The following is a 12,779-nucleotide window of genomic DNA, read 5'->3' on the forward strand; positions in this document are numbered from 1 at the left end:
GCCCGCTCATTGAGCGGGCTTTTTTGTGCCTGGGATTCAGCTCGGCGATCCCAACGCCCGCCACGGTTTTTAAGTACACCGCTGGCACAGCCTTATCCGTTGACTGATGGGGATGGCCTTCGCACACCCGCTCGCCGTTCTGCAGATGGTTAGCGTTGGATACGTCGTCAAGTAATGCCGTCGATCAAAATATGTCGTTGTCCCTGACTGCACTGCTCAATCCGCGCCTCAACCTGGTACACCTCGCGCAGCATGCGTTCGGTGATCACCTCATGACTCGCGCCGCTGCCCTGTGCGGTGCCGTCGGCAATCACCAAGACCTGGTCGGCAAAGCGCAATGCCTGGTTCAGGTCATGCAGGGCGATGAACACGATGACCTGCTGTTTGCGGGCCAATGCGCCCATGAAGTTCAACACTTGCACCTGGCGATGCATATCGAGGGCGCTGGTGGGCTCGTCCATCAGCAGGATTTCCGGTTCGCGCACCAATGTCTGGGCGATGGACACCAGTTGCTGCTGGCCGCCGCTGAGTTCACCCAGGTTGCGAAAGGACAAGTCGCTGATGCCAAGGGCGTCGAGCATTTCGTCCACCAGGTTCAGTTCGTCATCGTGGACGGTCCATTGCGGTGACAATTGCTTGCGGGCCAGGAGCACCGACTCGTAGACCGTCAACCGCGCACTGGCATTCAAGCCCTGGGGCATGTAGCAAATGCCCTGCTTACCCTTTTTCGCGTCTTGCAGGATCACCTGCCCAGGTCCGTCGATCAGCCCGGCCATGCGCTTGAACAGCGTGGACTTGCCTGCGGCATTGGGCCCCACCACCGCGACCACTTGACCGCCGGTGAACGTGGCGGTGGTAACGCCACGGATGATCGTGCGCTCACCGTAGCGGGCACCCAGGTCTTCCAGCTGAATCGTCACCATGAGTTTTTCTTCCCGCTGAGGATCAGAGATATGAAGAACGGCACGCCGATCAATGAGGTGACCACCCCGATCGGGAAGATCGCGCCCGGGATCAGGGTTTTGCTCACCACCGAACTGGCGGACAGAATCAGTGCGCCGGTCAGCAGTGAGGCCGGCAGGAAGAAGCGCTGATCCTCGCCGATCAACATCCGCGCAATATGCGGGCCGACCAGCCCGATAAAGCCGATGGTGCCGACAAAGGCCACGGGGAACGAGGCGAGCAGGCTGACCATGATCAGCGTTTGAAAGCGCAGGCTGCGCACGTTGATGCCGAAACTGGCCGCCTTGTCGTCACCCAGTCGCAGCGCGGTCATGGCCCAGGCGCGTTTGGCAAAGATAGGCAGGGTGATCACGATTACCAGGCAGATCACCCCAAGTTTGGGCCAGGTGGCTTTGGTCAGGCTGCCCATGGTCCAGAACACCACGGCCGCCACGGCTTGCTCGGTGGCGAAAAACTGCACCAGGGCCAATAACGCGTTGAACGTGAACACCAGGGCGATACCCAGCAGCACGATGGTTTCAGCGGTGACCCCGCGACGCATGCTCAGGAAGTGAATCAGCAGCGCCGAGAGCATGGCCATGATGAACGCGTTCACCGGCACCATGTACTGCGCCGCCAACGGAAACAGGGCCACGCCAAACGCCAGGCCCATGGCGGCGCCAAAACTGGCGGCGGCGGAAATGCCCAGGGTGAAGGGGCTGGCCAGCGGGTTATTGAGGATGGTCTGCATCTGTGCCCCGGCCAGTGACAATGCCGCGCCGACTGCAACCGCCATCAGGGCGATCGGCAGGCGGATATCCCACATCACCACGCGAACCTGCGCCGGCGCAGTGTCGGGCGCCAATAGCGCACCGAGCACTTCGCTGAAGCTGTAGCTTGCCGGCCCCAGGGCCAGGTCAAGCAGCACACTGCACAGCAACAGCAGGACCAGGCCGCCGAGGATCAGGCGTTTGCGCAGGATCAGGTGACGGTAGGTGTCACGTTGGGTCACGGTGCTCATGGCTTGAGGCTCACGAAGTAACCCGGCTCATAGGGTACGGGCAGGAATCGCTCGTGCAACTCGCGAAACGAGGCTTCGGGGTCCAGGTCGGCAAACAGTGTCGGATGGAACCACTTGGCCAACTGCTGGATGGCCACGAACTGATAAGGGCTGTTGTAGAACTGATGCCAGATCGCATGGAACGCCTGGTTATCTTGCGCCTTGATGCCGGCATAGGCCGGGCGGTGGGTGTACCAGGCCAATTTGCGCCGGGCTTGCGCCATGTCGGCGCCGGGACCCACACCGACCCAATGGCCACCGGGGGCAAACGCTTCCCAGTTGGCACTGGTGATCACCACCTGTTCCGGGTTGGCGACGATCACCTGCTCGGGGTTCAACTGGCCGAAGGTGCTGGGGATGACGTTTCTGGCGATATTGTTGCCACCCGCCATATCGACGAAAAGACCAAAGTTTTCATTGCCGAAACTCAGGCAGCAATCGTCGGTGTAGCCACCTATGCGCTCGATGAATACGGCGGGTCGAGAAGGCTGCTGCGCGTTGATCACGTCGGTGACTCGGCGAATCTGCTGGTTGCGAAAGTCGATAAAGGCCTCGGCCCGCGCCTCTTTGCCAAACAGTTGGCCGAACAGGCGCATGGTGGGCTCGGTGTTTTGCATCGGATGGTTGCGAAAGTCGACGTACACCACCGCAATCCCCAGGGCGTCGAGTTTCTCGATATAACGGGCATCCTCGGTAGCGTGCTGGGCCTCGATATTGAGAATGATCACGTCAGGGTGCTGGGAGATGGCCTGCTCGATGTCGAAGGTGCCGTCTTCAAAACCGCCAAAGGTGGGGATGTTGGCGATGGCGGGGAATTTTTGCAGGTAAGCGCCATAGGTGTCCGGGTCGGACTGGATCAAGTCCTTGCGCCAGCCAACGATACGTTCGATGGGGTTTTGCGTATCCAGCGCGGCGACCAGGTACAGCTGGCGGCCTTCCCCCAGAATGACCCGCCGCACCGGCAGGTGCACCTTGACCTGGCGCCCAAGCAAATCAGTGACGGTGCTGCGCGTCGTATCCGGCTCGGCCGCCGTCGACTGCAGCGCCCACCCCAACAAACCAGCAAACAGCAGCGCGGCGAAGGCGTGGCTGCGTCGAACAATGGTAACCATGGTTAAAGCCTTTGCAGTGGTCGGGCCGGGTGGCGGGTCAGCGTGCCGGGCCGAAGGTTTCAGAAATCGACCGTGGTCGACAGTAGAAGGGTGCGTGGCGAGCCTTGAGAGAACGCACCATACGAGGCGACGCCCGACCAATATTCACGGTCGAACACGTTCTGTACCGTGGCGCGGAAGGTTGTCGGCCGCTGGACGATGCGCGTGCTGTAGCGCACACCCACGTCGAAGCGGGTCCAGGGATCCAGCTGTTGGGTGTTGGCCTGGTCCACGTATTGGCTGCCGGTGTACAGCGCGCCGCTGGTCAGCGTCAGCCCCTCGACCCAGGGCACGTCCCACTCGGCCCAGAGGTTGGCTTGAACCTTGGGCACCCCCACCGGCCGATTGCCCCGGTTGGCCGCAACCCCGGTTTCGGTCAGTTGCGCATCCAACAGCATCACGCCGCCGAGCAGGCGCGTGCCCGGGCTGGCCTCGCCGGACACGTTCAGCTCCAGGCCCCGGTTACGCTGTTCGCCTTGTACCGAAAAGGTTGTGCCTGACAGCTCGCCGCTGGGTTTGGTGATCTGGAACAGCGCGAGTGTGGACATGACCGTGCCGTAGTCGAGCTTGACCCCGACCTCATGCTGGCGTGAGACGTAGGGGGCAAAGATCTGGCCTGCGTTCGAGGCCGTGGCTGGGGCGATATCGCCTTTGCTCAAGCCTTCGAGGTAGTTGTAGTAGAACGACACATGATCCCAAGGCCTGACAACTACCCCGAACAGCGGCGTAGTCTTGCCGTCGTCGTAAGCGGTGGTCACCGCACCTGCCTCGTTGTAGTTGTTGGAACGGATGGTCTGTTTGCGCAGGCCGGCAGTCACCTGCAGGCGCTGATCGAGCATCGACAAGGTGTCGGCAACCGCGACGCCGGACAATTCGGTCGCCGAGACTTTTGGCGTTGCAGGCGTGGCAATATCAACCTCGGGTCGCGCGATCGGGTGGTAAATGTTCGACAGCACCGGCGAGCCGGAAATGATGCCGCGCGACAACTCATCGCGATAGCGGGTGACTTGCAGCGTGGTGTTGTGGCTGATCTGCCCGGTGTCGAAGCGCAGTCGCGCGCCGGTGTCGACCGTGTAGCGCCGGACCTTGAATGTGTAATAGCCGGGGATCGACGAGGTGTCACCGGCGGCGTTGATGATGGTCGGGGTCTGGTCGGACAGGCGTGCCACGTTCGACTTCCCACCGCCGGCATGGGCGAACAAAGTCAGTGTGTCACTCACGTCATACTCGCCACCCAGCAATGCCGATTCATCGCGGGTTTTGGACCAGCCCCAATCCTGGCTGACGTTGGTCCGCCCGTTGGCGGCGTGGGGAATAGGTACCCCAGGATCGATCAGAAAAGGCCGTGAGGCCGCGTCAAATTGCTCTTTCTGGGCAATCAGGTCCAGGCTGGTGCGCAGGCGATCTCCCTGGTAATCCAGGGAGATGGCACTTACACCGATGTCCCGTGATTGCTCGTCGATCACGGTGTCACCCTGCTGCACACTGCCATTGACGCGCACGCCGAATCGACGGTCCTCGCCAAACCGTCGACTCAGGTCGATGTGGGTGCCCAATTGTAGGTCTTGGGCATAACTGGCAGTGACCCGAGTCAGGTCATCGTCCAGGGAGCGCTTGGGGACTACGTTGATCACGCCACCGACGGCGCTGTTGGGTGACATGCCGTAGAGGAGGGCGCCGGGGCCTTTGACCACTTCGATGCGCTCGGCGTAGTCGGTGAACACCCGGTAATTGGAGGCCACGCCGTACACCCCGTCGAACGCCAGTTCCCCGAGGTTGCCTTCGCCCACCGGAAAGCCGCGGATGAAGAATGAATCGACTATGCCCCCCGTCTGGCCGGTGGAGCGGACTGAGGCGTCGCGTTCCAGCACGTCGCCCACGGTGGTCGCCTGTTGGTCTTTGATCAATGACGCGGTATAGGTGCTGAGGCTGAAGGGGGCGTCCATCACATCCGTATTGCCGAGCAGGCCGAGACGCCCGCCCTCGGCCACCTGGCCGCCCGGATACACCGGCGGCAGGCTATCGGTATGCTTTTCTGGAGCATCCACCGTGGTAGCCGATAGCGTCACCCTGCGCAGTGCCAGGGTGTAGCTGCCATCGCTGCGTAACACCATCTCCAGGCCACTGCCTTCGAGCAAGCGTGTGACGGCCTCTTGTGTCGAGTAGGTGCCGCGTAGCTCAGGGCTGACCAGGCCTTCGGTGATCGACGGCTGGAATGACAGGGCAATGTCGGCGTCCACGGCAACGTTTGAGAGCGTCGCGCCGAGTGGGCCTGGGGCAATGTGGTAGGCACGCAGAGCGACCGAGTCCAATGGTGCTGGCGCACCCGCCAAGGCCTGCAGGCACACGGCACCGGCCAGCAACAGGCTGAGCAATACGCCACGCACCATCGGTTTGAACGGACGAGCCGGACGCTGGGGCCGTGCTACGAGCATGAAAGGATGACCCAGTGGACGAGAGGAAAAGGCTGTTCCTACCTTTGCCAGCCGAAATCGAAAAAAGTATCACCCCGGCTGCAGTTTATTTTTACGCGAGATCAGGCAGGAGACAGGGTGACCCAATAACCGCGCAAATGGCTGCTCGCCAGCACGGGGTAGGTGTGTACCAGCATGTTCAAGGTGCGATCGGTATCACTGATTGGAAAGGCCCCGGAAATGCGCAGGTCGGCGATCGAGGGATCACAGCGTAGGAAGCCTCTGCGGTAGCGCGTCAGTTCCGCGACGAAATCGGCCAGGCGCATCTTGTCAGCCATTAACATGCCTCGGGTCCATGAGCCAATGTCGCGATCCGTGGGCGTCAGGCTGCCAAAGGTCTGTGAAGAGAAGTCTGTGCGCTGCCCGGCGTTGACGATCAGCGGCGGGGTCTGGCGGTTATCGGCCAATATCACGCTCACCGCGCCGTCGAGCACCGCGAGGTGAGTGCGTGGGCTCAATTCCCGAACGGTAAAGCGTGTACCCAGCGCCTGCATGCGCCCCTGGCGAGTGCTGATCAGGAAAGGTCGGGGCAGGGTGGCCGTGTCCACGGCGGTCTGCACCAGGATTTCGCCTTCGCGCAGGTGAATAAGCCGTTGGCGGTCGTCGAACACTACGTCGATGGCGGTTTCGGTGTTCAGGGTGATACGCGAGCCATCGGCCAGGGTCAGTTCGCGGCGCTGGCCAACGTCGGTGCGGTAGTCCGCTGACCATTGCTGCGATTGCGCCAGCTTCCAACTTCCCCAACCCACAGGCATCACCGCCAGCAGGATCGCCAGCTTGCCCAAGGCCGCGCGACGCTCCGGGCTGTTCGGCCGGTCCAGCGCCGACATCGCCAGGGAGGGCGGCAGGCCGCCTAACTTGCTCTGCAGCAATTGCGCACGCGACCACGCGCGATCATGCTCTGGGCTGCTGACCTTCCAGCGTTCCCATTCGGCGCGTTCGTGTTCGCTCAATTCGCGCTCGCTCAAGCGCATCAGCCACTCGGCGGCTTCTTCGAGTACCTGAGGGGCAAGGGGCGGTTCCTTGCGCAGGCCGAGCATTCACTCCACCAGCATCAGGCATTGTATGAAGGCCTGCTTCATGTAGCGCTTGACGGTGATCAGCGATACACCCAATTGCTCGGCGATGTCGTCGTACTTGAGGCCGTTGATCTGCGACAGCAGGAAGGCGCGTTTGACCTGCGGCGCAAGGGTATCGAGCATGGCGTCGATTTCGTACAGGGTTTCCAGCACCACGAAGTGTGCCTCGGGCGACGGCGCTTCGTGGGTGGGCACGTTCGCCAGTGCATCCAGGTAGGCGCGTTCCAGTGCCTTGCGCTGGTACCAGTTGATCAGAATGCCCTTGGCCACGCAGCTCAAGTAAGCCCGTGGCTGGTCGATCACCGTGATGTGTGAGGCCAGGATCCGGGTGAAGGTGTCCTGCGCCAGATCCGCCGCGTCCATGGCGTTCCCCAGTTTTCTCTTCAGCGTGGCGTACAGCCAGCCGTGATGCCCGCTGTACAGGGCCTCGATGGCGCGCAGGTGATTGAGGTGATTCGCGGAGGAGGTTTCGCTCATGGCGGCAGGTTTGTTTGTAATTGAGAAGTATTCCCAATGCTAATTGACAAACCGACTTGAGCGCAAGCGCGATCGTATCCCGTGATCAGGCGTATGACAGGCGTATCAAGGCGTCAATCAGTGTGTCGATTTCAGCTTCGGTGTTGTAGGCGTGAAGTGACGCCCGGCTGACTTCAAGCAAGCCCCGATGCTGCATGTCGAGCAGGGTCGAGCCCGCCGTCGAGGTGCTCACGTTGATGCGTTTGGGTTGCGCCGCGAGCCACTGTTGAGCCTGCGCGGCGCTGTTGTGCCGGTGACTGAAGGTGACGATGCCGGACTTTACACGGCCAAGGTCCTGCGGGGTGATATCCGCTACTTCGGTCATTCGGTGGCGCAAGTAGCCCGCCAAATGCTGGATGCGCTGCCACATCGGTTTGATGCCCTGCACCAACGCATACTCCACTGCCGCACCCAGGCCCAGCTTGGCCGCAACGTTGCACTCCCAATTTTCAAAGCGTCGGGCATCCGTGCGAATTTTAAAGCTATCCGCCGTGAGCAACGAGGCCGCATGCAGGTCAAGAAACGCCGGCTCCAGGCGCTGGCACAGGGACTGCTCGACGTACAGGAACCCCATGCCCCTGGGGCCGCGCAGGTATTTTCGACTGGTGGCGGCGAGCATGTGGCAGCCGATTTTTTGCACATCGATCGGCACCTGCCCCACCCCCTGGCAAGCGTCCAGCAAGAACAACACACCCGCCGCCCGGGCGAGGGCGCCGATCTGTTCGACGGGTTGTACCGGCCCACCGTTGGTGGCGATCATCGGCAGCGATACCAGCGCGACGTGCTCGTCTTCGAGCATTGCCGCCAAGGCCACCAGGCACACCTGGCCCTGTTCATCGTTGGGAAGTACCCGGATCTCGATCCCGCGCTGCTGCCTCAATTGCAGGTACGGGATGTAGTTGCCGGCGTATTCGGTCATTGATGTCAGCACGACGTCACCGGGCTTCAGCGCCAGTGAATAGAAGGCCATGTCCCAGGCTCGGGTGGCGTTTTCGACCACCGCGATTTCATCGGGGCGTGCATTGATCAGGCGTCCGATGGCGCCGTAGACATTCTCCAGTTCAGGCGCGCATTGGGCGGCCGCTTCATACCCGCCGATGCGGGCTTCCCGTTGCAGGTGCCTGGTCATGACCTGGATAACCGGGTCAGGCATCAGCGCTGCACCGGCATTATTGAAATGGATCAGTTGCTCGACACCCGGAGTGTCAGCGCGCAGTTGTTCAACGTTCAAAACACAACTCCTTGTTCAGTCGCTGCCCGCAATGCGATTGGAGGGCGCGGCCACCGACCAGTACCGCAACGCAAGCATGGGTATCAGCGCCACTGCATAGGCCAGGCACACGAAAAGATAGGTGTATTGCAGGCCGTAGACCTGGCTCAGCAAGCCACCGATGGAAATGCCGGCAATCGAGGCGAATTGCGCGGTACTTTGCGCAATGCCCAGAACGTAGCCTTGCCGCGAGCTGTCGGCGGTTTTCGAGATCAATGCCATCAGCACGGGGGTGGTCGCTCCCAGCAGTACCCCCCAAATGAAGTAGGCGACGATAAATACCACGGGATTGCGCGTAACGCCTGCCACGGCGGTCAATGCGATGCAGCCCATGACGATGTAGGTGATGCGTTGCAGCGTTTCTTGTTGCGAGCGATGCTCGAAGTAGCGCGACCATGCCGTCGCCGACAGGATGAAGCCCAGCGCCAGCAGCCCGTAGCACAGGCCGACCACTGAGTTGCTGACCTCGAACGTCGAGCTGACGTACAGCGAGAATGACGTCTGCGGCAGCATGCGTGCCAGCAGCAAAATCCCCATGACGCACAGCAGCGACAGCAGCGGAGAACCGCGCCACACGCGGCCGGTGCCTGCGGCTGGAGTGCTGGCGCTGACCGTCGGGGTTTTTTGCACCGGGGGCACATCCGGTAACGTCACGGCGGCTATTACGGTACAGAGGGCGCATAGCACCGAGGCGACGATGTTGATCCAGAAAAACGTCGCGTAATCGAGGATCATGCCGCCAACGACCGCACCCAACAGTGAGCCCACATTGGTCGATATTTGCAGGATCGCAAACAACCGGGCCCGTCGCGACGGGGCTTCGATACTGACCCCGTAAGCCTGCGCGGGGGCGATGTAGCCGGCAAATGCGCCCTGCAGAAAACGCAGGACCAGGATTACCCATATGTCACTGAAAAGCGCTAGCCCCAGCTGGGTCAAGGACAACCCCGCAAGTGCGCGGATCATCATCAATTTGTGGCCGTAGCGATCGCCGATACGGCCCCAGAATGCGCTGGTCAGCATGATGCCCAGCATCGGCCCGACGTACACGGCGATGCTGGCGAAGCTGAATACCGACTCCGAGGCGGCCAGCCCGCGCAGGTGCACGGGCCAGAACGGCCCGCTCATTTCCATCGCGCCCATAGAGACCAGTTGGATCGCGAACAGAAGGTAAATAAGGATTCTTACACTCGAACCCTGGACGGCACCTGCTTGGGACATGAGACGGCCTCGGCGATTAAACGGCAGCTAGCGGGTTGGTCAGGGTGTGCTGCAAACGGTAGTTGGCATACTGCATCAGGTGCATGCGTAACAACGAACGGGTCGGCCACGGGGCCTCGACAAAGGCCTGGCGCTCCACTTCCCAAAGCTGCGGCGATACCCGCTCGCGCACCGCAGCAAAGGCGTTCTCGGTTTCCTCGCGCAATACCGTCCACAGGCGTGTGTTGTCCATTTCGTACTCCTTGGTCAGCCACAGGGCCATTTCATGCAGGTGCGTGAGAAACGCGGCATCGAGCACAAACATGCGCACCGGTTCGATATCGCCGACAAACACCGTCGGCAGAATGCCAGGCTGCACATGCGGCTGTAAGGTATAGCCGCGCTCTTCCAGCAGCGGAGCATAGGTCCGGCCATCGCCAAAATCGCGGATCAGCAGGCTACGTGGCAGGCCGTCGGGCGAGAACAACACCATGGTGTTCTGTTGGTGCGCTTCAAGGCCGATACCGTACAGCAGATAGATCGCCACCACGGGATGGGTGACGACTTTGGCGTATTGGCGAAACCAGTTCTCTACGTTGGAGGCGCTGGCACGCACCCCGTCACGTTCGATCAGGTCGGTAAACAGTGGCCGACCGCTGCCCGGCAAACGGGTGAACAACGAAGCCACGGTGATCGGCAAGCGATCATCGCTGCGTTCGAACGCTTGCCGGCTGGCACGAAACACCACGGACAGGTGTTTGCCCGGTACGTCGTCCTGGGTGATAGCGTGTCTGTAGCGCACGCCGATTTCTTCCGGGAAGATTTCCAGCTGCTGGTCGAAACCCTTTTCGGCTTCCAAAATTTGCGTGATCAGCGTGCTGATGCGCGGTCCCATATGGACCGACTTGGCTTGCAGGCTGCGCAACTCGCTGGTCATCCACAACGCGATGGGCAACTTGATCAGCGGCGCAGCGTGGTCCAACACCGGCATCATCGTGCGGTATGACATGGTCGGCAACGTCTGGATATCCGGCCCCTCAGTGATCAGGAGGCCTTCTTCGATTTCCGCAGCAAACGTCTTGAGCACATACGCCTGCAAATGCCAGGCATGAATCGGCAGTGGCAGCCATTGCGTTTCATCCAAGCCTTTACCCTTGAGCGCCGCCTTCCATTGTTCCCAGTGCGCCGGGAAGTTGCTGGCGAACCAGCTGTGGTAGCTGGTCACGTGAGGCATGCTTTCACTTTTGGCCATGTCGGCTCGCAAGGCGGCAATCCGCAGGGGAACCTGGGCGTTGAACTCCGGAGACAGCTGCTCGACCTCTGCGTCGCTCAACCCGGGGCGGGCTTTCCAGGTCGGGTAGTAGGGGTGGCCTTCCAGCGAGCCCCACTGATCCAGCAGGATGGCGGCGTCCTTGGTACTCGAGTGGTGGCGCAGGTAATCGGTCAGGCTGGTGAGCCCCTGGTTTTGAGCGGCCTGGGCCAGGCGTGCGTTCCAGTGTTGGCGATACTGGCGTGCGTGGGCGTCGTTCAGCAGGCTGTTTTCCATATCCGACTTGAGCCCGGCCACGCCTTCGTCGCTGGGCTCGAAGTCGAAGCTGTCACGCAGTACATCCAGCAGGTCCTGGTGGCTGGTGATCACCTGGCGCACGCCCTCGGCCGTCAGCAGTACCACGTCACCGTCATTGACCAGTGTGTCGGCCGGCCCCAGCGCAATCTCGGAGAAAAACAGCTGCGCACCGCTCTGCTTGAGCGGGTAGGTGGCCTGGTGGCCCCCGTGGGTAAACGCCAGCGCTGCACGATCCAGAATATTTTCCGCAAACAAGCAACGAATCAACCGGCGCAGGGCGTTCTTGCGGGAGTAGGCGATCAAGGTTTTGAGGTCATCCATATCAGCTATCTGCTCGTTGAGTCATTCAGTAAAAGGGTTATGCCGTGCGTGGCCATTGGCTCGGGAAGTAATCCAGCGCCGAGTCGCGCAGGCCTTGCATATAGGCAACGCTCCAGTGCAAGACTTCTTCGATATAGGGCACTTTCAGTTCGAAACGCCTGGCCATTTCCACCAGCAGCACCAGGCCGTAGGCGACGTCTTCGTTGAACGCGCGGCTCTCACGCTCGATCACATACCCGGCGCGGTTATCACCGGCAGGTACCATGGGTGCGAGGATGTCGTTGTAGGCCTGGTTGGTGCGCAGAATGGCCAGCATGCTGCTCTGGTCGCGAATCTGATCGCCGTAAGCCTCGACGATTTCCTGTTTCAAGGATTTGACGGACGACAGGTCGACGCCCATGCGCTCACTGATGACCGCGCACAGTGCCTGGCTCTCCTGATCCATGCGCTCCAGGAAGTAAGCGCCCAGTTCGGGGCACTCTGTCCACCAGCACAGGCGCTGCGGGAAAATCTTGCGGTGCCACTGGCCGTAGGGGCCGATCAACCCGTAGATCACCGAGCTGTGCATGATCGGGTTACCGGGTGTCAGGGTGATCTCCAGGTAGTGATCGAGCAGCGTGACGCAAGGGCCGTAAAGCCGCGTGAGGATATCGTGCAGTTGCTGGCGCGACGCCTGGGATTCGCGGGCATGGGTTGCGACATACAACTGGCTTTTGCCGCCGCCCATTTTTATCGACCGGCCAGGTTTGAGCTCGAAGGCCGTATGAGGCACGTCCTTCATACCCCAGATCACCAGGTTCGGATGGTTGGCCAGTGTGGCCTCGGCCAGCCAGTCGAACCCGCAGAAGCCCGGGATCGCACCGATATACACCGGTTTACTGGTGCTCAGATGCGGCGCGATGGCCTGCAACGTTTTAGCGCGGGCATGGGCGGGAACCGTGATGATGACGATATCGGCGTCTTCGACGGCGGGCCTGGCCTCGGTGGTCACCCGATCCAGTCGGGCGTTTAGTGTGCGACCGTCCGGCAGCAGTGCCTGGAGCGGTACCTGCCGGGCGTGATGGTCAACGACTTCCAGGTTGCTGGTCAGCAGCGAAACCAGGACGTCGGGCAGCTGTTTGAACAGGATGGCGTTGAGATGACCGGTCCGGCCACCGCCACAAATGGCGACTTTCAGCGGTTTCATTAAGAGGCGTTCC

Annotated in this window: 10 protein-coding genes; all 10 read right to left on the minus strand. The window is 61.3% G+C overall.

All coding sequences use genetic code 11. The annotated features are described in order from the left end of the window. Window positions 1-167: 167 nt before the first annotated feature. The 10 genes from ACS5Q8_RS09570 to ACS5Q8_RS09615 all read right to left on the minus strand — a co-directional run bounded on the left by ACS5Q8_RS09570 (window position 168) and on the right by ACS5Q8_RS09615 (window position 12,766). Window positions 168-923: an ABC transporter ATP-binding protein gene (locus tag ACS5Q8_RS09570; protein WP_276197286.1), complete on the minus strand. Its 756-nt coding sequence runs from the start codon at window positions 921-923 to the stop codon at window positions 168-170. Next, a complete protein-coding gene (locus tag ACS5Q8_RS09575; protein ID WP_276197287.1) occupies window positions 917-1,963 on the minus strand; it encodes a FecCD family ABC transporter permease in 1,047 nt (348 codons plus the stop codon). The genes ACS5Q8_RS09570 and ACS5Q8_RS09575 overlap by 7 nt, the downstream gene beginning before the upstream one ends. Then, complete coding sequence (locus ACS5Q8_RS09580; RefSeq protein ID WP_426099375.1) at window positions 1,960-3,114, minus strand: ABC transporter substrate-binding protein; 1,155 nt, start codon at window positions 3,112-3,114, stop codon at window positions 1,960-1,962. Before ACS5Q8_RS09580 ends, ACS5Q8_RS09575 begins: the two co-directional genes overlap by 4 nt. Window positions 3,115-3,173: 59 nt before the next feature. Continuing rightward, complete coding sequence (locus ACS5Q8_RS09585; RefSeq protein ID WP_443695379.1) at window positions 3,174-5,588, minus strand: TonB-dependent siderophore receptor; 2,415 nt, start codon at window positions 5,586-5,588, stop codon at window positions 3,174-3,176. Window positions 5,589-5,689: 101 nt separating this feature from the next. Then, complete coding sequence (locus ACS5Q8_RS09590; protein WP_276197290.1) at window positions 5,690-6,667, minus strand: FecR domain-containing protein; 978 nt, start codon at window positions 6,665-6,667, stop codon at window positions 5,690-5,692. Then, window positions 6,668-7,183, minus strand: a complete 516-nt coding sequence (locus tag ACS5Q8_RS09595; protein WP_276197291.1) for a sigma-70 family RNA polymerase sigma factor — start codon at window positions 7,181-7,183, stop codon at window positions 6,668-6,670. Window positions 7,184-7,268: 85 nt separating this feature from the next. Next, window positions 7,269-8,453: an aminotransferase class V-fold PLP-dependent enzyme gene (locus ACS5Q8_RS09600; protein ID WP_443695377.1), complete on the minus strand. Its 1,185-nt coding sequence runs from the start codon at window positions 8,451-8,453 to the stop codon at window positions 7,269-7,271. 15 nt (window positions 8,454-8,468) lie between these two features. Further along, a complete protein-coding gene (locus tag ACS5Q8_RS09605; RefSeq protein ID WP_276197293.1) occupies window positions 8,469-9,713 on the minus strand; it encodes an MFS transporter in 1,245 nt (414 codons plus the stop codon). A gap of 16 nt (window positions 9,714-9,729) precedes the next feature. Continuing rightward, window positions 9,730-11,580 (minus strand): IucA/IucC family protein, encoded by a 1,851-nt coding sequence (locus tag ACS5Q8_RS09610; protein WP_465160106.1) that lies wholly within the window; start codon window positions 11,578-11,580, stop codon window positions 9,730-9,732. Window positions 11,581-11,617: 37 nt separating this feature from the next. Next, entirely contained in the window at window positions 11,618-12,766 is a 1,149-nt protein-coding gene (locus tag ACS5Q8_RS09615) for an NAD/NADP-dependent octopine/nopaline dehydrogenase family protein (RefSeq protein WP_276197295.1), read from the minus strand. Between the last annotated feature and the right edge of the window lie 13 nt (window positions 12,767-12,779).

It is taken from the genome of Pseudomonas sp. PAMC25584 (genome assembly GCF_058135675.1).

What these genes read in the sequence shown, in the direction of transcription:
- ACS5Q8_RS09570 (WP_276197286.1), bottom strand. Translation starts at nt 923, where the DNA reads ATGGTGACGATTCAGCTGGAAGACCTGGGTGCCCGCTACGGTGAGCGC.
- ACS5Q8_RS09575 (WP_276197287.1), bottom strand. Translation starts at nt 1,963, where the DNA reads ATGAGCACCGTGACCCAACGTGACACCTACCGTCACCTGATCCTGCGC.
- ACS5Q8_RS09580 (WP_426099375.1), bottom strand. Translation starts at nt 3,114, where the DNA reads ATGGTTACCATTGTTCGACGCAGCCACGCCTTCGCCGCGCTGCTGTTT.
- ACS5Q8_RS09585 (WP_443695379.1), bottom strand. Translation starts at nt 5,588, where the DNA reads ATGCTCGTAGCACGGCCCCAGCGTCCGGCTCGTCCGTTCAAACCGATG.
- ACS5Q8_RS09590 (WP_276197290.1), bottom strand. Translation starts at nt 6,667, where the DNA reads ATGCTCGGCCTGCGCAAGGAACCGCCCCTTGCCCCTCAGGTACTCGAA.
- ACS5Q8_RS09595 (WP_276197291.1), bottom strand. Translation starts at nt 7,183, where the DNA reads ATGAGCGAAACCTCCTCCGCGAATCACCTCAATCACCTGCGCGCCATC.
- ACS5Q8_RS09605 (WP_276197293.1), bottom strand. Translation starts at nt 9,713, where the DNA reads ATGTCCCAAGCAGGTGCCGTCCAGGGTTCGAGTGTAAGAATCCTTATT.
- ACS5Q8_RS09610 (WP_465160106.1), bottom strand. Translation starts at nt 11,580, where the DNA reads ATGGATGACCTCAAAACCTTGATCGCCTACTCCCGCAAGAACGCCCTG.
- ACS5Q8_RS09615 (WP_276197295.1), bottom strand. Translation starts at nt 12,766, where the DNA reads ATGAAACCGCTGAAAGTCGCCATTTGTGGCGGTGGCCGGACCGGTCAT.